The sequence below is a fragment of the Pedobacter sp. R-06 genome, assembly GCF_049913135.1.
Classification (GTDB): domain Bacteria; phylum Bacteroidota; class Bacteroidia; order Sphingobacteriales; family Sphingobacteriaceae; genus Pedobacter.
Genome location: NZ_CP183977.1, coordinates 6,382,204 through 6,406,731 on the forward strand (window position 1 = coordinate 6,382,204; position 24,528 = coordinate 6,406,731).

Annotated in this window: 22 protein-coding genes; 4 read left to right on the top strand and 18 right to left on the bottom strand. The window is 38.4% G+C overall.

Annotation, left to right across the window (positions count from 1 at the left end; translation table 11 throughout):
* Position 1: 1 nt before the first annotated feature.
* The 4 genes from ACN9MR_RS26130 to rsmI form a co-directional block, all read right to left on the bottom strand.
* Positions 2–463 (bottom strand): DinB family protein, encoded by a 462-nt coding sequence (locus ACN9MR_RS26130; protein ID WP_426327362.1) that lies wholly within the window; start codon positions 461–463, stop codon positions 2–4.
* Positions 456–2,084 carry an apolipoprotein N-acyltransferase gene (lnt, locus tag ACN9MR_RS26135; RefSeq protein WP_426327363.1) on the bottom strand — a complete coding sequence of 543 codons (1,629 nt, stop codon included), beginning with the start codon at positions 2,082–2,084 and terminating at the stop codon, positions 456–458. The genes ACN9MR_RS26130 and lnt overlap by 8 nt, the downstream gene beginning before the upstream one ends.
* Before the next feature lie 103 nt (positions 2,085–2,187).
* Positions 2,188–2,841: a PH domain-containing protein gene (locus ACN9MR_RS26140; RefSeq protein WP_426327364.1), complete on the bottom strand. Its 654-nt coding sequence runs from the start codon at positions 2,839–2,841 to the stop codon at positions 2,188–2,190.
* Positions 2,842–2,879: 38 nt separating this feature from the next.
* Positions 2,880–3,593, bottom strand: coding sequence for a 16S rRNA (cytidine(1402)-2'-O)-methyltransferase (rsmI, locus tag ACN9MR_RS26145; protein WP_131533856.1), 714 nt, complete (start codon positions 3,591–3,593; stop codon positions 2,880–2,882).
* 137 nt (positions 3,594–3,730) lie between these two features.
* On the opposite strand from rsmI, the gene serS reads away from it, so the two are divergent.
* Positions 3,731–5,002 carry a serine--tRNA ligase gene (gene serS / locus ACN9MR_RS26150; RefSeq protein ID WP_426327365.1) on the top strand — a complete coding sequence of 424 codons (1,272 nt, stop codon included), beginning with the start codon at positions 3,731–3,733 and terminating at the stop codon, positions 5,000–5,002.
* Between the two features lie 106 nt (positions 5,003–5,108).
* Here serS and ACN9MR_RS26155 read toward each other — a convergent pair whose 3' ends face one another.
* The 6 genes from ACN9MR_RS26155 to ACN9MR_RS26180 all read right to left on the bottom strand — a co-directional run bounded on the left by ACN9MR_RS26155 (position 5,109) and on the right by ACN9MR_RS26180 (position 10,818).
* Positions 5,109–5,423 (bottom strand): seryl-tRNA synthetase, encoded by a 315-nt coding sequence (locus tag ACN9MR_RS26155; protein ID WP_029277363.1) that lies wholly within the window; start codon positions 5,421–5,423, stop codon positions 5,109–5,111.
* Between the two features lie 97 nt (positions 5,424–5,520).
* A complete protein-coding gene (locus ACN9MR_RS26160) occupies positions 5,521–6,207 on the bottom strand; it encodes an SIMPL domain-containing protein (RefSeq protein ID WP_426327366.1) in 687 nt (228 codons plus the stop codon).
* Positions 6,208–6,872: 665 nt separating this feature from the next.
* Complete coding sequence (locus ACN9MR_RS26165) at positions 6,873–7,325, bottom strand: cold-shock protein (RefSeq protein WP_029277369.1); 453 nt, start codon at positions 7,323–7,325, stop codon at positions 6,873–6,875.
* A 200-nt stretch (positions 7,326–7,525) separates the two neighbouring features.
* Positions 7,526–8,065: a GNAT family N-acetyltransferase gene (locus ACN9MR_RS26170; protein ID WP_426327367.1), complete on the bottom strand. Its 540-nt coding sequence runs from the start codon at positions 8,063–8,065 to the stop codon at positions 7,526–7,528.
* Between the two features lie 117 nt (positions 8,066–8,182).
* Entirely contained in the window at positions 8,183–9,376 is a 1,194-nt protein-coding gene (gene fabV, locus ACN9MR_RS26175; protein ID WP_426327368.1) for an enoyl-ACP reductase FabV, read from the bottom strand.
* Between the two features lie 146 nt (positions 9,377–9,522).
* Positions 9,523–10,818 carry a hypothetical protein gene (locus ACN9MR_RS26180; RefSeq protein ID WP_426327369.1) on the bottom strand — a complete coding sequence of 432 codons (1,296 nt, stop codon included), beginning with the start codon at positions 10,816–10,818 and terminating at the stop codon, positions 9,523–9,525.
* A 162-nt stretch (positions 10,819–10,980) separates the two neighbouring features.
* Here ACN9MR_RS26180 and ACN9MR_RS26185 point away from each other — a divergent pair, with 162 nt between their 5' ends.
* Both ACN9MR_RS26185 and ACN9MR_RS26190 read left to right on the top strand, forming a co-directional pair.
* Positions 10,981–11,688: a DUF2490 domain-containing protein gene (locus tag ACN9MR_RS26185; protein WP_426327370.1), complete on the top strand. Its 708-nt coding sequence runs from the start codon at positions 10,981–10,983 to the stop codon at positions 11,686–11,688.
* Between the two features lie 85 nt (positions 11,689–11,773).
* Positions 11,774–12,664 carry a hypothetical protein gene (locus tag ACN9MR_RS26190; protein WP_426327371.1) on the top strand — a complete coding sequence of 297 codons (891 nt, stop codon included), beginning with the start codon at positions 11,774–11,776 and terminating at the stop codon, positions 12,662–12,664.
* Between the two features lie 182 nt (positions 12,665–12,846).
* On the opposite strand, the gene ACN9MR_RS26195 is transcribed toward ACN9MR_RS26190, so the two are convergent.
* The 8 genes from ACN9MR_RS26195 to ACN9MR_RS26230 all read right to left on the bottom strand — a co-directional run bounded on the left by ACN9MR_RS26195 (position 12,847) and on the right by ACN9MR_RS26230 (position 23,171).
* A complete protein-coding gene (locus ACN9MR_RS26195; RefSeq protein WP_426327372.1) occupies positions 12,847–14,451 on the bottom strand; it encodes a rhomboid family intramembrane serine protease in 1,605 nt (534 codons plus the stop codon).
* Between the two features lie 88 nt (positions 14,452–14,539).
* On the bottom strand, positions 14,540–15,325 hold the full coding sequence (locus ACN9MR_RS26200; RefSeq protein ID WP_426327373.1) for a hypothetical protein: 786 nt from the start codon (positions 15,323–15,325) through the stop codon (positions 14,540–14,542).
* A 9-nt stretch (positions 15,326–15,334) separates the two neighbouring features.
* The gene (locus tag ACN9MR_RS26205; protein WP_426327374.1) at positions 15,335–15,604 is read right to left on the bottom strand and encodes a hypothetical protein; all 270 of its coding nucleotides are present in this window, start codon (positions 15,602–15,604) and stop codon (positions 15,335–15,337) included.
* Positions 15,605–15,712: 108 nt separating this feature from the next.
* The gene (locus ACN9MR_RS26210; RefSeq protein WP_426327375.1) at positions 15,713–16,165 is read right to left on the bottom strand and encodes a DUF1572 family protein; all 453 of its coding nucleotides are present in this window, start codon (positions 16,163–16,165) and stop codon (positions 15,713–15,715) included.
* 516 nt (positions 16,166–16,681) lie between these two features.
* Positions 16,682–17,413: a head GIN domain-containing protein gene (locus ACN9MR_RS26215; RefSeq protein WP_426327376.1), complete on the bottom strand. Its 732-nt coding sequence runs from the start codon at positions 17,411–17,413 to the stop codon at positions 16,682–16,684.
* Positions 17,414–17,523: 110 nt separating this feature from the next.
* Positions 17,524–19,176, bottom strand: coding sequence for a M1 family metallopeptidase (locus tag ACN9MR_RS26220; protein ID WP_426327377.1), 1,653 nt, complete (start codon positions 19,174–19,176; stop codon positions 17,524–17,526).
* Between the two features lie 69 nt (positions 19,177–19,245).
* Positions 19,246–21,111 (bottom strand): CocE/NonD family hydrolase, encoded by a 1,866-nt coding sequence (locus tag ACN9MR_RS26225; RefSeq protein WP_426327378.1) that lies wholly within the window; start codon positions 21,109–21,111, stop codon positions 19,246–19,248.
* A gap of 188 nt (positions 21,112–21,299) precedes the next feature.
* Positions 21,300–23,171 carry a CocE/NonD family hydrolase gene (locus tag ACN9MR_RS26230; RefSeq protein ID WP_426327379.1) on the bottom strand — a complete coding sequence of 624 codons (1,872 nt, stop codon included), beginning with the start codon at positions 23,169–23,171 and terminating at the stop codon, positions 21,300–21,302.
* 239 nt (positions 23,172–23,410) lie between these two features.
* Between ACN9MR_RS26230 and ACN9MR_RS26235 the strand changes: the two genes are divergently transcribed.
* Positions 23,411–24,241 (top strand): DUF6515 family protein, encoded by an 831-nt coding sequence (locus ACN9MR_RS26235; RefSeq protein WP_426327380.1) that lies wholly within the window; start codon positions 23,411–23,413, stop codon positions 24,239–24,241.
* Positions 24,242–24,528: the final 287 nt, after the last annotated feature.

Sequence of the window (24,528 nt, forward strand, 5' to 3'; positions counted from 1 at the left end):
TTTATCTGATAATATCGGCATCAATCGGTATATAGCCTAAATGCCTGCTTAACGACATGATTTGCCCTTTGTGATGAAACTCGTGCGTAATAACATGGGTAAACAACTTTAATGGATTTACTTTTAAAATCTCTCCATTCCTGTCTAATTCATTTTCCTTCAGCTCATTCCCTTTAAATTTTTCGGTAAATAAGCCAATATACTCATCTACCCGGTTAAAATAGGTTTGGCAGTGATGTAAGGTCTGATAGCTTTCGAAAGGTAAAAACTCTTGTTCAATGCCTAAGGCTTTTTCACCAATCCACGCACAATAGGTTTGACAAATATGAACCAACAAGTTTCTGATAGAACCTCTGCCGAATGAATTGTTGTTAGTTAAGAAATCGTGTTCGGAAATACTCCCAATATAAGCTAAAAGGGTATTTCTTGATGATAAAATGAAATCGTATTGTTGTTTAAACATGATTTGGTTTCTTGATCCATTTTCTAAACGGAATAATCAAGGCTAAGATAATTGCTAAAACACTCAATATTTTTGCAATAATGTCTCCGCTTTTTACATAAAAGGTAATCTCGTCGTTTAGGTTAATGTTGGCCTTTATTGCAGTTCTCGTCCACCATTTGGTGCTTTGCGTTACGTCGCCACGTTGATTGATGAAGCAAGAAATGCCTGTATTTGCAGAACGGGCCACATCACGGTGGGTTTCAATTGCCCTAAGCTTGGCGTACATCATGTGCTGGTCTTTACCTGAGGTATTTCCCCACCAGCCATCATTAGTGATAATAGCAATAAATTGTGCCCCATCTTTAACCGATTGAGCAACCCATTCGCCCCATAGGCTTTCATAACAAACAACAGGGGCAGCGCCAATTCCACTTTGCGCATAAAGTACACCAGGTTTTTCCTGCCAGCCCCATCCACCAACAGCTCCACCAAGTTCAGCAAAAACACCGTCTAAAAATGAAAACACTTTAGGGAAAGGCATTTTTTCTACACCCGGTACCAATTTAGATTTATGGTAAAACTGAACATTTGCAGAGTTTTCTACCTGCATGGCCGTGTTAAAATTATCCCAATACTGGTTACTTTGCGGATCGTACTTTGCTGAAAGTGTTTTTTTTGTCTGGTAGATTTTTTTGCTTTCAATTCCGGTAATCAGTGTTCCGTTTTTGTATTTGCTTAAAAAACTTTGGAGGGTATAAAAATCAGGGTTAGATCTGATGCGATCTTCGTCGGCACGACTCGGTATGGCAGTTTCCGGCCAGATAAAATATTCGGTATTACTTTGCCCAACCGAATCGGAAAGGTGTGTTAAAATTTTGAGCTGCTCAGAAACCGGTATGCTTTCCAGTTTCTGATAAGGATCGATATTCGGTTGAACCACCACCACATTGCTTGGTGTCCCTTTCTGTTCGGCAGTAAAGTATTTGGTTAATGAAATGCCGATGGGAATAATCACTATCAAAGCCCAGATTCCAGCGGTTCTAAATCTTAAATAACCTGTTTGTGATTTAAATTTCTTGTAGGCTTCAAAAGCTAGGATATTGCTCACTAAAATCCACAGTGAACCTCCGTAAACGCCAGTATAATCATACCATTGAGCCAGCTGGTGCATCCCTGCTAAACCATTACCTAAAGTCATCCAAGGGAAGGCTAAATCCCAGGTTTGCTGCAAATATTCTAAAGCGATATAAAAGGCAATTAAGCCCAGGTACGCAATCTTTTTATTTACGTATTTGCCCAATCGATAGTATAGCCAAAAAGCAAAAGTCATTAAAAGCGCACCTAAGCCATAAGGAATTAAAGAAACAGGGAGGGCTACTGCTGGCCCATTGTAGGCGCTAATGGCGTTATACACCCAGTAAATTGATGCCGTATTCCAAACTAAAAAAGTTAGGCCTGCGGTTAAGAAAATCCTTTTACCTTGCTTTTTGATGTTAGCATTGCCAATGGCTTCCAGGGCGATAAATAAAGGAACCAAACCAATCAATAATAATGGGGTAGTAAAGGGCATTGGTGGCCAGGCTAGCCATAGTAAAAATGCACTTAAGAGGGCGAGGAGGTAAGTTTGTTTCTTATTCATTTTAAGTGCTGGCGCAATATTGTCGTACTGAGCCTGTCGAAGGCTAATTAATTATAATCTGGCGTTTCGACAGGCTCAACGTGACAACTTGAGGGGATTAGTTTTACAAACTATCTAAAATATTTGCTTTTTTAGCTTCGTATTCTTCCTGGGTAATGAGGTGTTTATCGTACAAAGTTTTTAGCTTGCGTAATTTTAATGTGGTTTCGTCTTCTGGCTCTTCAACTACTTCAGCAATCTGAATAACTGGTTGAACGGGTTCTGGAGTTGGTTCGTAAGCAGGAATTTCGGCAAGGGGTTGAGCATTTAAATTAATGGGAGACGCCGTTGCACGGTTTTCTTCCAGTTTTTGCTGACGAAGCATTTCCTTATACTCTTCCAATTGCTGGTTCGCAGCCTGATGTAATTTACGCGCCTGTACTTTTGGAATAAATTCGGTTACGATATTTTCGCCATGCTGGGGTACACAAATAAATTTAGAACCAAAAAATTCTTCTTTAAACGACACCTCTTTTATACTTTTCCACGAAATATCTTTGAAATTCATGGTTAAACCTAAATTGCCTGGCTCGCAATAAAAAATGCGCTTGTTCGAAATCGCGATGCTATCTGGCAACAAGTTTACTGCCGGTTTTTTCTGTACCGCTAAATATAAAAGTTCTTCGCCTGTTGTTAAAAGGTCGTTTAATTTTCCAATAACTTTTTCAACCGCTTTTGGGTCTTGCTCGTCACTCAGAAATCTATCTATGCTAATCATAATGTTTTCAAAATTGATGTGTTGTTTGTTTTCTGATGCTACTCTTCAGCAGCCTCATATTTGTTTTTGCTTTTAATATTGGGTTTCCCCGCTATGCAAATTACAAATTCTCCTTTTAAAGTATTGTTTTCAAAATGTGATTTTATTTCCACCAAAGTTCCACGCACGGTTTCCTCGAACATTTTGGTGAGCTCTCTACTTACCGATGCCTGCCTATCGGCACCCAGGTATTGTGCAAACTCCTCTAAAGTTTTTAATAAACGGTGTGGACTTTCATAAAGTATAATGGTGCGATCTTCTTCTGCCAATTTTTTGAACTTTGTTTGTCTGCCTTTTTTAACCGGTAAAAAACCTTCGAAACAAAAGGCATCAGCAGGTAAGCCCGAATTAACCAAAGCAGGCACGAAAGCCGTTGCGCCAGGTAAACATTCTACGGCAATATCATTTTTAATGGCCTCACGTACCAGGAAGAAACCCGGATCGGAAATGGCAGGTGTTCCGGCATCAGATATCAGGGCAATTTTCTGCCCTTCATTTAAAAACTTGATAATTTCTGAAGTGGCCTTATGTTCGTTGTGCTGATGGTGTGAGAAAACCCTTTTATCGATGCCGAAGTGTTTAAGCATGGGTGCACTGGTACGGGTATCTTCGGCGAGGATTAAATCGCATTCTTTTAATATACGGATTGCCCTAAAGGTCATATCCTCCAGATTGCCTATTGGCGTTGGTACGAGAAATAGTTTGCCATCCATATTTTTCTGTGTCCGTCATTGCGAGAGCTGGCTCCGGTTTCTCGGAGAGGAACGACGAAGCAATCTTTTTGTTGAGAGATTGCCGCAAGCGTTCGCAATGACGACTTAATTATTATCTTTGCTTAAAAAATTAAATAATGCTGCAAGTTAACTATATCCGCGAAAATAGAGAGAAAGTTTTAGAACGTTTAAGTATCCGTAATTTTAAACAGCCAGAACTGGTAGATGAAATCATCAAAATTGATGAAGACCGCCGTTCTACACAAACTTCCCTGGATAATATTTCTGCTGAAGCGAATGCAGCTGCCAAACAAATTGGCGATTTAATGCGTACGGGTAAAAAAGAAGAAGCCGAAGCGATTAAGGCCCAAACAGCTTCTCATAAAGAAAATATCAAAAATTTGAGCGATAAATTGAATGAGTTGGAAGCCGCTCAACATAATTTAATTGTTCAATTGCCTAACTTGCCATACCATTTGGTAAAACCAGGATCTACAGCGGAAGAAAATGAAGTTGTTCTAACGCATGGAGAACCTGCTAAATTACCTAACAAAGCTTTGCCGCACTGGGAATTGGCTGCGAAATATGATATTATCGATTTCGAGTTGGGTGTAAAAATTACTGGCGCTGGTTTTCCGGTTTATAAAGGAAAAGGAGCAAAGTTACAACGTGCCTTGATTAATTTCTTTTTAGATCATGCTACTGAAGCAGGGTATAAAGAAATGCAGGTACCTCATTTAGTTAATGCAGCCTCGGGTTTTGGTACGGGGCAGTTGCCGGATAAAGAAGGACAGATGTATCATTCAACTGTTGATGATTTATATTTAATTCCAACAGCCGAAGTTCCGGTAACCAATTTATACCGTGATGTAATTGTTAAAGAAGAAGATCTTCCAATTAAAAATACCGCTTATACGCCTTGTTTCCGGAGAGAAGCGGGCTCATATGGTGCACATGTACGTGGTTTAAACCGTTTACACCAGTTTGATAAGGTTGAAGTCGTGCAGATTACACATCCTGATAAATCTTACGAAACCTTAGAAGATATGAGCCAATATGTTCAGTCTTTATTAAAGGAGCTGGGATTACATTATCGCGTGTTGCGTTTATGCGGTGGCGATATGGGCTTTACTTCTGCCATGACTTACGATATGGAAGTTTGGAGTGCTGCACAAGAGCGTTGGTTAGAAGTTTCTTCTGTATCAAATTTCGAAACTTATCAGACTAACCGTTTAAAATTACGTTTTAAAGGAAAAGAAGGTAAGGCACAACTGGCTCACTCATTAAACGGAAGCGCATTGGCATTGCCACGTATTGTGGCTTCTATTTTAGAAAACTACCAAACCGAAGATGGGATTAAAATTCCGGAAGCTTTAGTGAAGTATACCGGTTTTGATATTATTGATTAGTCTTAGATAAATCGTCATTGTAATGATGATATTTTCTCATAAAAAAAGCTTTGCATTGCTGCAAAGCTTTTTGTTTTTTATATAGATAGATGTAATGCGGTATTGATTATAAAATCAAGATCAGCAATAAAATGATGATAATGATTGCACCAACTGAAAGGTAAACACCTCCAGAAACTGCGCGGGCCTGACCTTTTAATTCTCTTAACTCGCTACGTAAAGCTTTACGTTCTGCTCTTGTTAAGTTAGATTTGTCCATGTCTCTGATCTCTTCAACACGGGTTTTAATTCTTTCCAGTTTCACTGCTTGTTCTGCAGTTAATTCTGTTGGGTTTTTCGCAGGTTTATCAGCTGCCTGAGCTGAATTAAAACTAATGCCTAGAGAGAAAACCAAGGCTAACGTGTAGATGAATTTTTTCATAATATCTAATTTTTTAGTGTTCGACCTCTACGTAACAAAAAACCTACCAAAATGTTCTGGTAGGTTTTAAAAAGCATTGATTTAACCGTTAAAAATCTTATTTGATCTCGAAAATGGCATTTACTGTGAAATTCAGCTTAATTTTTTTGAAATCGATTTCCGGAGCGCCGGCAGCATCAGCCATTTCAGCTTTCATCGCGTAATTTCTATAAACAGGTTGTATTACATTGTCTCCACCGTCTTGTATCTCAATTACACCACCTAATTTATCGCCTAGTGCTTCTACCATGTAAGCTGCTTTCTCTTTTGCAGCCAATAAGGCTTTAATTTTAAGCTCTTTTTTTAAGATTTCGATTTTAGAGTAATCATAGCTTTCAATATTGGTATTGGCTATTCCTTTTGCATCTATCGACTCTAATATTGCATTAAACTTATTTAGATCGCTAACTTTTAGACGATATTGTTTGCTGGCTAAGAAATCGGGGTTTTTCTTTTTTTCTGTAGCGTAATTCCAGCTGCTTAAATTGCTGATGGTTAAATTTTCTTTTGCAATGCCCGCTTTTTGTACAGCGGCATACAATTGTTTTTCCAATTCCGTAATTTCTACTTTTTTCTTTCCGTTTAAGTATTCTTTAAGTGAAATACCGATATAAATAATATCTGGTGTTACTTCTGTTTCTGCGGTTCCGCTAACATTAATTTTTCTGCGTAAATCTACTTGTTGAGCCATCGCTGATGATAATCCTAAAAATGCAACCAGTGCAAGTGCTATTAACTTTTTCATAATTTGTAGTGTTTTTAATTGTTATGAAGCTTGCATAAGCTTTTTATATTTAGCTTTTGTTTGCTTATGCAGGTTTCATAATTTATTTTCTTTGTGTGTACTGTAATGATGTAAACCGTGCACAAATTCCACACCGAGATTATCATTTTTTTTATTTTTTTGGAAATGAGCGCCAGTATTTCAGGGCAAAACCTGTCCCGCTATACACTTTAGCCCCGAAGAAAAATCGGGGGCTGCCGTTGTTATCGGGTTTATTAACAAAGGATTATGCTGCTATCAAAATGATCTATCAAACTTTAGCAATTGCTATAGAAATAAGTTTTAACTGAAAAATATTGTTCTTCTTATCGTACAAATATTCATTCAGGTATTTCATCCGTTAATAAAAGCTATTGTTTTAGCCACCTAAACCCGACAAAGCGGATAGCCCGGAATGAAAGCGCAGCAGAATGAGGAAAATAGCGATGGCGGGGCTGGATTGACCAATGCACATTAAAACCTGATTTTCTAAAATAAATAGAAAGAGAGTAAAATTATGCGCAAGGTTTTATGCTTAAATAGACGGAATTATAAATGGTTATAAAACCTAGCGCAGCAGAGTTTTCTGCAGAATTTTAATCATTGTTTTGCAATTAGGAATTGCAAAAAGAATTGAATTGTGGTTGTTAAACCTTTGATACTTTAACAGCAGTTGGTCCTTTTTGACCCATTTCTACTTCGAACGTAACTTTATCACCTTCTTTAATCTGGGTGATTAAACCGTTTGCGTGAACAAAAATACTGTCTTGCGTTTCAGTGTTTTTAATAAAACCGTAACCTTTACTGTCGTTAAAGAAAGTAACTGTTCCTTTTTTAACAGGATTTTCATCGATGATGTCCTCTTGTCTTGAAATACCGATCTGAATATCTTCTGTATTAATTACTTTCTTTTTCTTCGGATCTGGTGGAGTAGAAGATATATTTCCGTTTTCATCAACATAAGCCATCATATCTTCAAGCGCTAAACCTTTTTTTGCATTAGCCTGACGCTCTTCTTTTTTCTCTTGTTTGTCTTTTTGTTTTTTTAATCGTTTTTTTTCGTTCTCTTTTTTACTGTATGTTGCCTGAGATTTAGCCATATTTTATTTAATTGTTTTATTTTGAAAGGTGAGTGGAATGGAGAATTATACAAAGATAACAATACTAAAGCATAAACACGATTTTATTCGGTTATGCTCTTGTCATTTGGGTTTGTGTAGTAAGGTATAGTTACCACAGATGAGGGGATGAACACAGATAAAGAAAGATATCATCCGTGTATATCTGTGATTGATTCTTTTTATGATGCTTTATTTACCCACTCATCTTTATCCACCTGATAAACAAAATTCCATTTTAAGGGCTCACCATAATAGGCTACTTCTAATTCGGCGATTTTAAGGGCTCCTAATTTTTCTGTCGCTTTTTGTGAACGGAAATTAGTAGCACCGATATGTAAGATTACTTTATCTACAAACTGAAAAGCATAATCAAACATTAAAGTTTTTAAAGCCTTATTATGCCCCTTTCCCCAAAACTCGCGGGCAATAAAGGTGTAACCAACGGCAACAGAATGGTCTGTTTCATTTAATTCGTAGTACCTGGAACTGCCCACAATTTTGTTGCTTTCTTTTTCATAAACGATAAAAGCGCCCTTCGATTCTATTGCACCTTTAAAGAAATTTTCGAAGACCTCTTTTTTATAGCGGTCTTTGTTAGGGTGCTGCTCCCAAATTAAGGGATCGGATGCTACCGCAAAAAGCGCTTCAAAATCCTCTTCTTTTAGGGGAACTACGCTAATTAAATCGTTTTCTAATATGGGCTGTAAATCGAAATTCATATCGGTTGGGTATAAAAATGGCTGGCTAAAGGGCCAGCCATTTATTGTAATAGTATTATTTAGGCAAGATAATAGATTTCTCCATTGCGTTGCACTTCAGTCGAAATGACGCCTTTATTAATCTACCAAACCTTCGATTTCTACCACTTCCTGAGCATCTTTTTGATAATCAACTTTATCAATTTCGAAACCAAATAAGCTTAAGAAATCAGATCTGTAACCTGGTAAATCACCTATTGCCGGTAAAGTTTCGGTTGTTGCTTCTTTCCAAAGTTCTGCAACTTTAGCCTGGATATCTTCACGCATTTCCCAATCGTCGATTCTGATTCTGCCTTTTTCATCAACAGGAACAGGGCTGCCGGTATATAAACGATCTGCATATAAACGTTGGATCTGCTCAATTGTACCCTCATGAATACCTTCTGCTTTCATTACTTTGTACAACAATGAAATATACAACGGAATTACTGGAATTGCAGAACTTGCCTGTGTTACCAATGCTTTATTAACCGATACATAAGCTTTGCCATCAATATCTTTCAATTTATCGCTGATTTTAAAAGCAGTTGCTTCTAAATCATCTTTAGCTCTGCCAATGGTCCCTTTACGGTATACTGGCTCGGTTAAAGCTGGGCCGATATACGAATAAGCTACTGTTGTTGCACCATCGGCAAGCAGGTTTTCTGCTTTTAGGGCATCAATCCACATGGCCCAATCTTCGCCACCCATTACCGCAACGGTATTGGCAATATCTTCTTCGGTAGCGGGCTCGATAGAAATTTCAGTCACATTACCAGTATGGAAATCGACGGTTTTATTGGTATAAGTTCCACCGATAGGTTTTAAGGTGGAACGGTGAAGCACTTCCGTATCAGGATGTTTCCTAACTGGAGATGCCAGACTATAAATAACTAAATCAACCTGACCAAGATCAGCCTTGATTAATTCAATTGTTTTTTCTTTAATTTCTTTTGAGAAAGCATCGCCATTAATACTTTTTGCATATAAACCAGCAGCATGGGCTTCTTTTTCAAAAGCTGCGCTATTGTACCAGCCTGGTGATGCAGTTTTGCCTTCAGAAGGTGCTTTTTCGAAAAATACGCCAATTGTTGAAGCACCAGACCCATAAGCAGCAGTAATACGCGAAGCTAAACCGAAACCGGTTGATGCACCAATTACCAATACTTTTTTAGGACCATCTATGGCTCCTTTAGATTTTACATATTCAATTTGATTCTTTACGTTTTGTGCGCAACCATCAGGGTGTGCGGTTAAACAGATAAAGCCCCTCATTCTAGGTTCGATAATCATTTTTGTTCTATTTACGTTTTGTAATGTTAAAATAAGCGCAATTTTTAAGGGTATTGGAAATACCGTAATGCCCAAATCTTTAACGAAGATAAATTTTTAATCGTTTAACGTTAAATGAATTTTAAATAATAAGCTTTTACGTCTGTTTAATTGTTTTTAGATCTAAATTCTATATTTAGAATATTATCTCTTTTCATATCGGTATCCAGGTAAACTGTGCGTGTTTTATCGCCATAATAAATGCAAAGCACAGCTGTATTTGGTGGGACACTTCCTAAATTATCTGCCCGAAACAATAAAGTGTTTTTGCCTGGTTGCAATGTTAGATAAAACCGCTTGGATGTCTTTTTAACTGCAATTTTTTGATGGATCCATTCGTCATTAAGTTTTAAAGATACACTATCTCCATCTTCTACCTGGCCGTCCCAAATTTCAAGTTCTATCCGCTGGTTTTCAACTTGCATATTTGCAATAACATCGGTATTTCTGTCTATGGGTTTTTCCGGAGCAATTTTTTTCTTTTGTATTACTACAGGTTTATTGCCTATGGATTGATTAGCTGATAACGTAGGTTTTGAATATGCCCTGTAAAACTTAGCCACTAGAAAAGTTGCAAAAGCGTTTGAGCGGTTTGAAAAATCAAAACTATACATGTTTTCGCTAGTTTTAACAATCAAATTTCCTGTATTTGGTGGCTTGCGTCCATAATTATCTGCAAAAAGTGCAAGCGTATTCATTCCTGTATCTAGATGTAGCGCATGGCTAAATTTTTTCTCATCAATGGCGTGTTTGTTTAAAATCACCCTGCCATTTTGAATCAGTGTTATGGTGTCTGCATCTATAAGCTCTTCATCCTGTATGGCTAAGGTAACAATGGTATCTTTTGTGGTAATTGGATCGTAAATTCCATAATAAATATTATTCTTCTCGGTAGGAGCCACTATTCTGGGAATATGAGGATCTGTCCAGGGCGTTGAATTTGTTTTTGTTAAGGTAATCTTTTCGCGATATAAAAGATTCCTCATATTTACTTTTGAGCTTTCGTAAATTTCATCGCCCTCATCTAAACCCCGCATAAAAAGCCCAAAGTTATCAATCCACATCCGTTGCAAACTCAATTGTGCTTGTCCGGTTTTGGATCTACTCAGCGTAAGTACGCCATTTAGGTAGGGCATCCACTGTTTAATTTTAAAAGGGGTTTCTATTATCGGGTATTTATTTCGACCAATGCCCAGTTGTGTACTATTTTTTTGAACAAGCAAGAGCTCATAACTAAATATAAAATCACCATTTGTAATTTTTAAATTGGCTGGATAAAGCATCTTTTCAGTTGCTTTGCCTATATTCAATTGCATATTAATTGGTAAAGCCGTGGGATAAGGACGATACTTAAAATCCCAGGTACCCGTAAAGTTCTGAGCTTTTGCTCCGGTCAAAATCATGAGTAACAAAATTCCCAAAAGAAAACGCATATGATTTCAATGAATAAAACTTAAAGATAAGTGTATAACATCTTTTTTGAGGATTAATTTAAAGTTAAATTATTTGCTTTGTTCATTTTCTATTAATTTAGCGCCACACAGATAAAACCGGTTTATCGTCTTATGAAAAAAATAATATTATCTGCCGTGGTGCTCATCATCATGGCTTCTGGAAAGCTTTATGCGCAAACCCAACATCAAAATTCGGGTTGGTTTATGCTTCTAAATAACACCAAGTTTAATGATAAATGGGGTTTACAGTTCGATGTTCAACTGCGTTCGGCTGATGATTGGGGTTATTTGAGAAATACTTTAGTGCGCCCGGCTTTACAATATTTTATTAACAATAAGCATAATGTTGCATTAGGATATTTATGGCAAACTACACATACAGAATCGGCAGGGAGCCCTGATCTTACCCTACATGAGCACCGCATATTTGAGCAATACATTTATAGTCATAAAATAAAGTCGGTTTTTGCCAGTCATAGGTTTAGGGTAGAACAACGTTTCATCGGTCGTACGGGTGAAGATGTATTTTCACAGCGTTTCCGCTATTTCTTCAGGCTGATTCAACCGTTACAAAAAGCTCAGCCCACGTTTACAAAAGGGCCATTTGTGGCTTTGCAGAACGAGGTATTTTTGAATATTCAGAATAAGGATAAAATTAACGATAGTATTTTTGATCAGAATAGGTTATATCTCGCTGCAGGTTACCGTTTTTCGAAACAGTTTGACCTGGAAGCTGGTTATATGAACCAGGCTACTCATGGTGTTTCAAATAATACGGTAAATAATATTATTCAGTTGGCTGTTTACACAAGGTTTTAATGTTTTAAAGTCATTTTTTGTACAACAACTCTTACAAAATGTTAAAGCTGTTGTAAATGATTGGTCTTTTTGCTCAATTTGCCGCGTGAAAAGATTTACCATCCTATTTTTAGCACTCTTGTTTGGCAAGCGGATGCAGGCTCAAGAGATTCAGACGTCTTCAACTGATCATACCCCAACCTCAAAAAGTTTATTTAATCCCGAGCATAAAAGGAATTTTTCGCGTAAAGGCGATTTCTTTTTTCACTGGGGATACAACAGCTCGTGGTATGGGAAAAGTGATATCAGGTTTCAAGGGCCGAACTACGATTTTACTTTAAAAGATGTAGTTGCACACGATAGACAATCGAAATTGAGCTGGGCTTATTTAAACCCCGGGCTTATCACTGTACCGCAATACAATATCCGTGCAGGTTATTTTATCAAAGATAACTACAGCATCTCAATCGGTTGGGACCACATGAAATATGTAATGGACATCCCACAAACAGTAGCAATCACTGGTCATATCGGCCCAAATATTTCTCCAACCAATACCCCTACAGGTAATTTGGCAGGCGATTACAACGGACAAAGTATTAATGTTAAAGAGAGCATGTTAACCTATGAGCATACTGATGGGTTTAATTATGCAAATATTGAAATTGAGCGTTATGATGATATTTGGGTGGCTCCGGGCGGCAATACTTCCTTAACCTTAGAAACCGGCTTGGGTGGAGGATTAATGGTGCCACGTTCAGATGTGCGTTTGTTCGGACAGGGCAGAAATAACCACTTCAGTATTTCGGGTTACGGTGTTTCTGCAAAAGTTGGACTTAAGTTTTATGTATGGAAAAACGTTTACCTACAAAATACCACTAAGTTTGGCGCTACCAATTTAACCAATGTGCATACCACTGGCTGGGATGAGTACGACAAGGCTAGTCAGAAGATTAACTACATCGAAAATATGTGGCTGATCGGGGTTCAGTTTTAAAAGATATAAAGGAGGCTTAAGCCTCCTTTTTTGTTTTATATGAAATTATTACTTCTTCCTTTCTTTAATTAACCCTGTAATTTCTATAATCCATTTAAAAGGAATATCTGCAATGAGGTTGTGGATTAAATATTAGATGGATGAATGGAGATTCGTAGGCTAACATGACCAGCATGCGCAAGTTATAAACTTGTTTCGGCAGTTATTTCTTTCTTATATACCCGCTTTTTTCTTGTCTTTTTTGTTGCAGGTTTTTCGAGTGTAAACCGAAATATCAAACCTAAAATAAAACCACTAATAAGTCCTCCGATGTGGGCGGCATTATCAATACCACCGGTTAAACCATAGAGCAGGTTATAGCCAATAAAAATCAAGGTTCCGATTAAAAAGGACTTGGTGAAGCTTTCGTCATAAAACTTTGAAACCAGTAAAGCAAGGAATATCCCCGATAAACCGAAAATTGCCCCAGAGGCGCCAACACTAACCATTGATGGGTTCCACCATATGCTTACTAAACTGGCCATTATCCCGGTGAATAAATAGGAAAGAAGAAATCTGATTTTGCCCAAGCGCATTTCGAGTATAAGGCCTAAAAATATAAGGCCAATCATATTGGTAATTATATGGACGATGCCTCCATGTAAGAAGGTGTTTGTAGTTAATCTCCACCATTCTCCGTTTTTTACAAATGGACCAAAATCTGCACCCCAGGTTAAGAGGTCGGCCGCGGCAAAATTCATAAAACCGAGCCCACTAAACATCATTGTTAAAAAGAGTGTAATGTTTATGAAAACTAAAATGGGTGTGATATAGAAGCCGTTTTTGGGTTTTAAGAAACGTTGGAATTCAATTAAGTCATCATTTTTTGTAGGTGCTCCACTTTCAAATTTTCTGAGGGCTGGGCGGTCGATTTTGGGTATTAGCACCATGATCAGCCAAATAACTGATGAAATACCAAAAGATATAAAGATCCAGTCTGATTCATTACCCAATCTATCTTCAAAAGGTTCTTTTCGGGCAATAAGTATTGGCGCAGTACTCCGGTCATATTTAATACAGTGCAGTATTGCATCTTTGTAACCATCTTTATCGCTATTGTTTCCAACCTGTTCCAGGTAGCTGAATTCGTCGAAGTTATTGTGCTCCACATCATATTGACTGATGGAGAGTAGTGTTTCGTAGTTTTCTTGTTTTTCTTTTGGTGAGAGCCTGTTGCTGATGCTTTTAGAATATTTGACACCCAGGAATGCCTTACACTGGTCGCTTTCTGCATCTTTATCGATAATCGGGAGGACAACGAAAACATAAATGCCAAAATTCTCATTGTTTCTTCCACCAACTTCAACAAAGGTATTTACGCCGATATTATTTTTGTCGACACTAAATTTTTTCAGCGTATAATATTTCGATGGCTTGTGTTGGTCGATTTCATTTATGCTAAATAATGGTGTGAGTTTTCCGATAGCTTTTGGAAGGTAATTTTGTGCAATTATGTTGGAAACAGACAGGGCAATCAAAATGATTACAAAATAAAATGTGGACAGTTTGTTTGTATTGGTTCTTAAATTTAAAATGCGAATCCTCCGTCTAAAAAAGAACAAAGTTATGAGCAGAGATACCACAACTGGCCCTGCAAATTCAATTATACCATCATCGAGAGAGAAAAGCTCTAGTTTGATTAAGAGTAGCCAATGTAGAAAAGTATAACCAACGCATAATAATATAGAAATTAGCAGGAATGGGATAAACAGTATGTTTAGTTTTTTTACAGTTAAATCGCGTTGCATTTCTATAAAATGAAGGCCGTTAATTTGCTCAATAATAAGATAAATCTTTCGATTTAGATAACTGTATATTACTGATACTAAAATTTATCTAAACTGCTCGCTTTTTAATTATTGTTAAGTAGCTTTTAACAGCATCTTCTGCTGTGTGATTATGTTTAATATCTTTATCAAACAGATCAATTCTTAGGTTTTTATAAAGCGCTATCGCATTTTCTAACGCAGTAATTAAAGATGTTTTATTGTATTCGGCAATGGTACCTTTAAGTAAGTTGAAATCTTTGGTAGGAAGCTGCGATTCTACTTTACGCACACCTCGTGGTAGGTTGCTGTTTTTGATGTGCAATAGAGGACCAAACACTACCATTCTTAAAAAGCCGAAGAAATCTAAGGCTTCCAGATACTCACCTCTGCCAATTTTTAAAAGAGCATAATGCATCCAGGTCCAAAAGCGATCTTCAATCCATTGGTAATCTGGGTAGGGAAATTTAGCTTCAGTTTGATCGAGGATTTGTTGTAATTGATTGTTTCTGTCAATTAATAGGATAGGGTTTTCTACTCTTGAAGCAAATTCATCAAGGACTAAAAACTTAATGTCAACATGTAGCAATGGCTTGTCGTAAAGGCAGATCAATACGCGCGGTTCGCCAACATGTTCTCCTGTAAAGGCAGAAATTAAATTGCCAAGAAGACTGGCATATTGCAGCATTTTCGATTTATCTGTTGATATTTTTTCTTTGGTAACCAAAATAAGGTCGAGGTCTGAAAATTCGTCGATTTCATTGCTGAGCCAGGAGCCGCCCACAGCTAAACCGATAACAGATTCATCGTTTTTTAATATTTTGGTTGCGTTTTGGGCAAAGAGTTGTTGTATCATGGGGGCTATTTAACGCTGTTTTTTACTAAATGTACTTTTAAGCCTAACCATTATATAGGCACAAATAAAGGCGGATAAAAAATCCAAAAACAGATTGAACGGTTTAAAACCAAAATTCTGGTAGCAATTATCGCACTTTCCAGAAAAACTATCGTAAAAAGTTAATGGGAAACCATATTGATCAAATCCGTCAGATGCAGCCTCTAGCTTTAATGTTGCTAAAGTAGAAATGATCAATAATAAGATGGTTAGGTATATGACGGCTTTGGTTATTTTCATTAATGTATTTTATAAAAAGATTGCTTCACTCTTGCGTAGAGTCCTAGGCTTCTGTTCGCAATGACGATCTGGTGTAGATGCTTTTCGCTGGTCGCATAGCGCGCCTGACTACTGTTCATCATCCAATAGCCTTCGGTGATAATTGATCTGCCCTAAGTGATAGGCTAAATGTGTGGTAAGGTGAACCAGAAAGAATTCGGTCGATGTTTTCTCCTGAAATACCAATGTTGGGTATTGGCTATTGAGCTGTTCATCGGTTATTTTATCCAGCGTTTCGTTAACCACTATTATAGTTGCTTCAATCATGTTGATAAGCTGCTGTTTTGGGACATCTTTTAACGAAAACTCCAATTCGCGGTTGCGGATGTAATTGCTGCCACCCAAAGTTGCACCTATATAAGTATTGAGGTTCCCGATTAAATGCAGGCAAAGGTTCCCTGCTGAGTTTGCAATATTTTTATCTATAATCCATAAGTTCGTATCGTTTTTATATGACGCGATTTCGGATTTTAGTTTGTTTAAATCACGGCTGAAAAGTGTTTTTAAGGTTTCAGTAAGCATATGAGAATTCTTAAAGGATTATTTGAGATGTTGTTAAGCGAATATAATAGTTTAAAGCTGAAAAGGGATCTTTCTACCCTATTACTACCGACCTATGTATCTAAACCCGATAAAATGGAAAGCCCGGAAGCCCGATTCATTATCGGGATGAGGACTTGAAATGATAGCGGGACTAACACTTAATAGTAGCAATGATCTGCTTTTCAAATAAAAATAAAAGGATGTTAAAGCACATTGTCCGAGCGAAGATCTTTTGGAGAAAAGATGAGGCTGTATTATAGTTGTGATTCCATTCGAACTTGTCACGTTGAGCTTCCCGAAGAATCGGGACAAGTAGTCGAAACGCTTTGAGGGGTATTTAAACAGGTCCTTCGATAAGCTCAGGATGACAATTCCATATTTATGATACAACCTCATGACGATCGCGTTGGGGAAAAGAGCTAAAAATTGATCCTTTACCAATAAAAAAACACCTACAATTTCTTGCAGGTGTTTCTCTATTAAAAGGGCTTTAATTTATACTTTTCTTACTCCACCTGAGCCAACTACAGTTTTATCGACACTTGGATTACCAGAGTAATTTACGCTTCCTGATCCGCTGATTACCGCTCTAATGCTTTCGCTTACGGCGATGTTTACGGTTCCTGAACCACTGATGGTACTGGTTAAAGTTTTTGTAGAAAAAGATTTACCGGCAAAGGTACCTGAGCTGCTGATTACGACTTTTGCATGATCTGCGCCGCCTGTAATGTTTATTGCACCAGAACCGCTAATTACACCATTGTAGTTGTCTACATCGGCGGTTGCTTTAATGCTTCCCGAGCCACTTACAGTTGTGGTTAAGCTACCTGTGCTGATTTTTCCGTTAACGCTTAAGCTGCCATCACCACTTACGGTTAAGCTGGCCAACTCTTTTGCTGTTACGTAAGCCGTGATTTTTTTCCCTTCGTATTTTCTGGTCCAGCTTGTAATACTGGTTTGCGGGCGGATAACTAAAACGTTGCCTTTTACTTCGGTAACAATTGAGGACAATGCATCAGCATCGCCTTCTAAACGACAGCTTTCGCTATTGCCCAAAGTTACAATTACGTTTATTGGGCCTGCTGCAGCAACTCCATTGAAGTTTTTCACATCTCTGTCATCGCCATTATTTTTTGAAATGTTGTGGCTGATCTGATTTTTAGCAATTACATTAATACTAGAGGTTAATGTTAGGGATGCCAATAATATTGCAAATACTTTTTTCATGGTAATAGATTTTATTTTTTAGATGAATAATGAGCTTTTCTTATAAGACGATGGTTTTGCCGAAAAGTTGCACAAGAGGGCCTATAAAACTTCCGAAGTCTGGGCGGGGACTAGCCTTTCCTAAAGTTAACATAAAACAATGGATCATGTTTAAAGTTATCTGCATTTATGCTGGCGTCTAATTTAATGGTTTTCCAATCGTTTGTAGGTCTAATTAAGGTATAAGCGCCTGCTTTTAATGTTACGCGCACGGGCATATCAAAACCTTTTACATCTGTTACCCAGCGGTAAGATAAATTGCCGTTGTTGATTTTATATTCTAACACAGGGATTTTGGTAAAACGTAGATACTGATCGAAAACTTTATCTAATTTAAGTCCGCTTTGTTTAGCTATGTAATTTTCGATCTCAGCGGTGGTTACGGTTTTGTGATAGAATGTTTTACCTAATCCACGCAAGATCTGTCTGAACTTTTCATCGTTATTAATTAACTGGCGGATGGTACTAATCAAATTTGCACCTTTTGGATACATGTCGCCGGAGCCTTCTTTATTTACACCATAAGGGCCAATAATTGGAATATCGTTTTGGATGATTTTCTGCAATCCGATTACATACTCGTCTGCAGCCGCTTTGTTCTCAGTACATTCGGTAAACAATACCTCCGAATAATTGGTGAAACCTTCGTGAATCCACATATCGGCAATATCTTTCGAGGTGATGTTATTACCGAACCATTCATGGCCGCTCTCATGGATGGTGATGAAATCCCATTTTAAGCCATGGCCGGTACCACTTAAATCTTTACCAAGATAACCTGGTTTAAACTGATTGCCATAAGCTACTGCACTTTGGTGTTCCATGCCTAAATGTGGTGCCTGAACCAGTTTGTAACCGTCGTTGTACCATGGGTAAGGGCCAAACCAGTATTCGAAACATTTTAGCATGGGTTTAACATCTGCATCCCAATGTGGGCGGGCTTTGGCACTGTCGGTTTGAAGCGCCCAGTAATCGATGCTGAGTTTTCCGTTTTCACCATCGTAACTGTCCTGCCAGTGAGCATATTTGCCAATGTAAAAGGTTACATCGTAATTGTTGATGGGATTAGCGACAAACCAATTGTATTGTTTGTAACCATCGGGTTTATCTACAGTATTTCTCAGTCTTCCATTAGATATTTCCTGTAAAGTTTTAGGAACACTAATGCTGATCAACATACTATCTACCTCATCGCTCTGGTGATCTTTATTTGGCCACCATACGCTAGCGCCTAAACCCTGGCAGGCCACAGAAACAAAAGGATTGCCTGCTTCATCTTTTTTGAAGATAAAACCGCCATCCCATGGTGGTGTTTTGGCTACAGTAGGATTACCCGAATAAAAAACAATGAATTTATCCTTACTTCCTTTTTTAACTGCTTTAGGGAAGGTTACAAAAACCGCATTGTATTCTCGGGTAAAAGGTAAATCGCCACCCTTATATACTACTTTATCTACTTTTAAGTTATCAAAAAGATCGAACTGTAATTTGGTGAAGTCCTGCGTGGCGGTAAAAGCAAATTCATTGCTTCCACTTACTGTTTTCTGGTCGATATCGATCTTCACATCTAAGTGGTAATAATTAATATCGTAACAGGTACGCAAGGGGGTAAGTGTTCCACGGAGGCTGTCGGCCCTTGAGTTTACCTGGTTTTTGCCTAGCATCTGTGCCTTTACAGCCGAAATGCTGGTGCTGATGGCAAGGATGAATAGTAACTTTTTCATTTGTTATGTTTTTGTCGATCGTTATAAACGATCGGTTATTTATACGCTCGTTAGGAAACGAGCGTAGGCTTATTTTATCACATCAACTTCGATAAAACTATCGTTAAATACAGTTTGCGTGGCTTTAATATAATCTGCTTCTGTTGCTTTATAAGGGTTTTCTACAAATTTTTGTGGATTACGTGCAAATAAAGGGAATGCTGTGCTCTGCACCTGGATCATAATCCGGTGTCCTTTTTTAAAGGTGTGTAGTACATCCTGCAACTGAAAGTTCACATCTGTTTTCTGGTTGGCTACCAAGGCCTCAGGTTTTTCGAAACTATTGCGGAAGCGGGCAGGCATAACTTCTGAACGTACCATTTGCCAGTAATTGCTCAAAATGATATTCTTGTTTGGCATATAAGGGTTGTTCGGCTCATCGGCTGGGTAAACATCGATCAGTTTTACAATAAAATCTGCATCAGTACCCGTGGTTGCAATTTTAAGATGCGACATAATTTCGCCTCCCAAGGTAATATCGTTATCCAATACATCGGTTTGATACACCAACACATCTGGTCTTCTGCCCGCAAAACGTTGGTCTTCGGTCATGTAATTGTGTGGCGTAAAACCCAATGTAGTGGTTAAATCTTCGGTATATGGAACAGGTTTTAATGGATCGCTGATGTAGTTTACTGAACCAGCTGCACCAGGCGCAGACATACTGAGTTTACCATCGGCACCCAGATATAATTTTTGTTTGGTTGCCTTTTCTGTTGGCCATTTAGCAAAAGTTTCCCATTGTTTTTTACCGGTATCGAACATGTAAGCCTCAGGCAGGCCAGAGTTCTTATCGCCATTGCCTTTTAAAAAGTGATTAAAGAATTTAGCTTCAATTTCTTTCTGGTAGAATGTTGCAATGCTATCACCGAAATACACATTGCTATGCATGGTATGACCGGTTTCGCGGCTCCATCTCCCATGCCCAAATGGTCCCATTACAATTGTGTTGTAGGCATTAGGGTTTTTCTTTTCGATGGTTTTATAAATGTTTAGCGGGCCTGATAAATCTTCAGCATCGTACCATCCGCCAACTACCATCACCGCAGGTTTAATGGTGTTATAGTGTTTTAATAAGCCACGTTTTTGCCAAAACTCATCGTAGTTTGGGTGGTTAACGGTTTCTTGCCAGAAGAAATTATTCTTGTAATATTTGTCAGCATTGCTTAATGGGCCTAAATCTAAAGCAAACTGATAGCCATCTTTTGTTTTTGGAAGGATTAGCTGGTTGTTGTACCAGGCTTTAGAGGTAGTATCGGTTTTCTGCACGCCAAATACGGGAAAAGTCATAAAATAACTTTGTAAAAATGATCCGTTGTGGTGAAAATCATCAAAAAAGAAATCTGCAATCGGCGCTTGTGGCGATGAGGCTTTTAAGGCAGGGTGATTGCTCAAAATTCCTGCAGCAGTGTAAAAGCCCGGATAAGAAATTCCCCACTGGCCAACTTTGCCATTGTTGTTCGCTACATTTTTAACAAGCCAATCGATGGTATCATAAGTGTCAGAACCTTCATCAACATCTTTCTTGCTTTTTTTGTTATCAATAACCGGGGTCATATTGGTCCAGGTGCCTTCGCTTTTCCAGCGGCCGCGTACATCCTGATACACCACGATATACCCCTCTTTCATCATCAATTCTGACGGGCCTAATTTTGCAGGAAATTTATCTTCGCCATATGGGGCAACGCTATAGCAAGTGCGTTGCATGATCATTGGGTATTTTTTATCCTTGGCTGCATCCTTAGGTGTGTAGATGGCGGTAAAAAGCTTAGTTCCATCGCGCATTGGGATATAAACTTCTTTTTTAGTGTAATTGGCTTTCGGATATCCTGCATCACTTTGCGCAAAGGCAGAGGATGCTGAAAGTAGGATAATCAGTAGTTTTAAATATTTCATTTTATTTAATAAGTTAGTTATTTATGTGTTTGATCCGTGGTAATACAAACCAAGGCCGTAGTTATTTGCCATTTATTATACTCAGTAGTCATTCCCCCGCAGGCAGAATCGTAATGCTTTAAAATCCCCAGTCAACCCGATAGCCATCGGGTTGGGAATGACGAATCGCATAACGACACGCAAATTATTTATTTTAACACCGAAACCGTAATAAACGAGCTGTTGTGCACATCGTGATAAATTTTGTGCGTGGCTTTTTGGAAATCCTGCGGTTCGGCTTGATAGATATCCATAAATTTCTGTGGATTGCGATCGGCTAAGGGGAACCATGAATTTTGAATCTGGATCATAATTTTATGTCCCTTTTTAAAGGTATGCGCGATATCGGGCAACGGATAATTTACTTTAGTGATACTGCCGGGAACAAAAGGCTCAGGTTTTTCAAAACTGTTCCGGTATTTCCCACGCATAATTTCTCCGCGCACCAGCATTTCATAGCCGCCCATGATCAGGTTTTTAGGGTTAGGTTCTGGATTTGGTGCATCTTCTGGATAAACATCAATCAGTTTAACTACATAATCGGCATCGGTTCCGGTAGTCGAAACAACGAGATTAGCCAAAACAGGACCTGTTAAGGTAATATCTTCTGTTAAAGCATCAGTTTGGTAAGTTTTTACATCCGGACGGCGGGAAGCGAAACGCTGGTCGTCGATCATATATTCGCGGGTACGTTTGGCCTGGATCCCATCCTGGTAGGGTACAGGATGATTCGGATCGCTCACATACTCATCCCAGCTATCGGTTCTGCCCACTTTTTCGAAACTGAGCTTTCCATTAGGTTGCAAATACAGGTTTCTGGTTTCGGTATCTTTTGGTGGCCAGGTGTTAAATTTTTTCCATTCGTTACTTCCGGTTACAAAAATATTGGCTTCTGCTGCATCGAAATCGCCTTCGCCTTTTAAATAATGTTTAAAGAAAGGGAGTTCATATTGCTGTTGGTAATCAATGCTGGTGGTTTTGCCGAAAGGGATATCGCCGAAGTAAGAACCATCGCTACGTACCCAGCCGCCATGGAACCAGGGGCCTGCAACCAGGATGTTATTGGCGCCTGGATTTTGTTTCTCAATTGCTTTGTAAGTGTCAAAAGTTCCATAGGCATCTTCGGCATCGAAAAAGCCACCCACCACCATCACTGCAGGTTTTACGTTGGTTAAGTGTGGGGTAATTAAACGTGCTTTCCAGAAGGTATCTAAGTTCGGATGTTTAAATAAATCATTCCAGAATTTAATGCTGTCGGCGAAATACCGGTCTTTCAGGTTCTTCACTGATCCGGCCTCCAAATAAAAACGATAATTATCCTGAACAGGGAATTGAAAACCTTTAGGCCCTTTATCTGGTGTAATGGGTTTAGGCCTCGGCACACCAAAGCTGCTCATAAAGCTAAAGGCATCCATTAAAAATAAAGTGCCGCGATGGTGGAAATCATCACCCATAAACCAATCGGTAACTGGCGCCTGAGGCGAGACGGCTTTTAAAGCCGGGTGAGCGTTGGGCAATGAAGTGGTAGAATAAAAACCAGGGTATGAAATACCATAAATTCCGGCATTACCATTGTTGCCTTTTATGTTTTTAACCAGCCAATCGATGGTGTCATAAGTATCGGTACTTTCATCAATGGCGGTTTTAGACTTTTTTCCAGCCAGCTGGGGGCGGATATCGGCAAATGTACCTTCACTCATCCATCGGCCCCTCACATCCTGATATACAAAAATAAATCCTTCGCGCATCATCGCCGGAAAATTACCCAAACTCAGCTTATATTTATCTTCGCCATAAGGCGCAACGGTATAAGGAGTTCGATTAATTAAAAATGGATATTTTTTGGTTTGATTTTTGGGTATATAAATGGAAGTGAATAGTTTAACCCCATCGCGCATGGGGATCTGGCGTTCTATTTTGGTGTAGTTTTCTCTAACATATGCCGAATCGGTTTGTTGGGCTATTAATTCATTAGAAATAAACAGACAAAATAAAAGACTGAAAATTCTTGTAAGGTTCATTTAAGCTAGTTTTTAGGAATAAAATTTAAATATAGGTGATTAGTGATTGATTAGAAAAAATAGCCCGTAAAAGGTTTGTTAGCAAAGATGTAATGATGCGAGATGGATGACGTGTGATGTATTTTGCCATTAAGAGCTTCCTTCGTCATCACTTTATCAAAATTTAGTTAAATAGTGTTAAGGGATAATCTTTTAGGAATTTTCACCGTCATATACATAATCGACATAAACACAAAATAATGAATAGGTTATTAAATAAAGGATTGGTTGTTTTCGCTGCAGCAGCGATGATTGCAACCTTGAGTATTGAAAGCGTTTCTGCACAGCGGCCAAGTAGGAGTGGAGGTTTTTCTGGAGGTGGTAGATCTGGTTCGATAAGCCCATCTAGAGGCGGTGGTTCTATTTCCCGTCAACCATCTATGCATGCGCCAAGTAGAGGTAGTTATGCACCGGGTAATGGTGGTCGCCCACCAAGACCTAATTACAGTTATAACAGACCAGGTTATCGCCCGGGATATGGTAGGCCAGGTTATGGTTATCGCCCAGGTTATGGAAGACCTTATTACAGACCGTATTATAGCTATTACAATTTTTACAGACCATTTTTAGGTTTCAGGATAGGCGTATTGCCTTATGGCTATTATCCATTCTGGTATGGTCCAACCCAGTTTTATTACTCTGGTGGATTGTTCTATCAACAAAACAACAGTCAATACGAAGTGGTAACCCCGCCAGTTGGTGCCGAGGTTCCGAACTTACCATCGGATGCAAATCAGGTAACCATTAATGGTGTTGAATATTACGAATACAAAGGCGTTTATTACACTCAAAAAGAAAATTCTGATGGTAAAACCGTATATGTAGTGGCTGGAAAAGACGGTATTTTAAACACAACTGACGGACCGGTTGATACGCATAATATAGGCGATATTATAAATCAGCTGCCAGAAGGATGCAGAGAAGTAACCATTAAAAACGAAAAGTATTTTGTTTCGCCCGATGATGTTTATTATGAAGAAATAGTAGATGGAACAAATATTACTTACCGCGTAATTGGTAAGTTGTTTTAATCTTAGTTTTATCAGTGTCAGATGGTAACATCTGACACCACTTATAATTCCAATAGATGTGCAGTTGGGATATTACCATGCGACTGTATTGTTTAATATCTATAAGAAAGAGTCTATCTTCGTAATGTTCTCAATTTCTTAATGGTAGAACTATTGTTTTTTTATCATTAAGGAGTTAAGATCATTAAGTTTTAGATGTGCAGTTGGATGTGCCATCCGACTGCTTTTGTTTTATCTCTGGAGTTGCTACCGTAAGAAATTGAATGGATAGTGTGAGATGGTAACAT

Coding starts and splice junctions, on each gene's coding strand:
- ACN9MR_RS26130 (WP_426327362.1), bottom strand. CDS start 463: ATGTTTAAACAACAATACGATTTCATTTTATCATCAAGAAATACCCTT.
- lnt (WP_426327363.1), bottom strand. CDS start 2,084: ATGAATAAGAAACAAACTTACCTCCTCGCCCTCTTAAGTGCATTTTTA.
- ACN9MR_RS26140 (WP_426327364.1), bottom strand. CDS start 2,841: ATGATTAGCATAGATAGATTTCTGAGTGACGAGCAAGACCCAAAAGCG.
- rsmI (WP_131533856.1), bottom strand. CDS start 3,593: ATGGATGGCAAACTATTTCTCGTACCAACGCCAATAGGCAATCTGGAG.
- serS (WP_426327365.1), top strand. CDS start 3,731: ATGCTGCAAGTTAACTATATCCGCGAAAATAGAGAGAAAGTTTTAGAA.
- ACN9MR_RS26155 (WP_029277363.1), bottom strand. CDS start 5,423: ATGAAAAAATTCATCTACACGTTAGCCTTGGTTTTCTCTCTAGGCATT.
- ACN9MR_RS26160 (WP_426327366.1), bottom strand. CDS start 6,207: ATGAAAAAGTTAATAGCACTTGCACTGGTTGCATTTTTAGGATTATCA.
- ACN9MR_RS26165 (WP_029277369.1), bottom strand. CDS start 7,325: ATGGCTAAATCTCAGGCAACATACAGTAAAAAAGAGAACGAAAAAAAA.
- ACN9MR_RS26170 (WP_426327367.1), bottom strand. CDS start 8,065: ATGAATTTCGATTTACAGCCCATATTAGAAAACGATTTAATTAGCGTA.
- fabV (WP_426327368.1), bottom strand. CDS start 9,376: ATGATTATCGAACCTAGAATGAGGGGCTTTATCTGTTTAACCGCACAC.
- ACN9MR_RS26180 (WP_426327369.1), bottom strand. CDS start 10,818: ATGATTTTGACCGGAGCAAAAGCTCAGAACTTTACGGGTACCTGGGAT.
- ACN9MR_RS26185 (WP_426327370.1), top strand. CDS start 10,981: ATGAAAAAAATAATATTATCTGCCGTGGTGCTCATCATCATGGCTTCT.
- ACN9MR_RS26195 (WP_426327372.1), bottom strand. CDS start 14,451: ATGCAACGCGATTTAACTGTAAAAAAACTAAACATACTGTTTATCCCA.
- ACN9MR_RS26200 (WP_426327373.1), bottom strand. CDS start 15,325: ATGATACAACAACTCTTTGCCCAAAACGCAACCAAAATATTAAAAAAC.
- ACN9MR_RS26205 (WP_426327374.1), bottom strand. CDS start 15,604: ATGAAAATAACCAAAGCCGTCATATACCTAACCATCTTATTATTGATC.
- ACN9MR_RS26210 (WP_426327375.1), bottom strand. CDS start 16,165: ATGCTTACTGAAACCTTAAAAACACTTTTCAGCCGTGATTTAAACAAA.
- ACN9MR_RS26215 (WP_426327376.1), bottom strand. CDS start 17,413: ATGAAAAAAGTATTTGCAATATTATTGGCATCCCTAACATTAACCTCT.
- ACN9MR_RS26220 (WP_426327377.1), bottom strand. CDS start 19,176: ATGAAAAAGTTACTATTCATCCTTGCCATCAGCACCAGCATTTCGGCT.
- ACN9MR_RS26225 (WP_426327378.1), bottom strand. CDS start 21,111: ATGAAATATTTAAAACTACTGATTATCCTACTTTCAGCATCCTCTGCC.
- ACN9MR_RS26230 (WP_426327379.1), bottom strand. CDS start 23,171: ATGAACCTTACAAGAATTTTCAGTCTTTTATTTTGTCTGTTTATTTCT.
- ACN9MR_RS26235 (WP_426327380.1), top strand. CDS start 23,411: ATGAATAGGTTATTAAATAAAGGATTGGTTGTTTTCGCTGCAGCAGCG.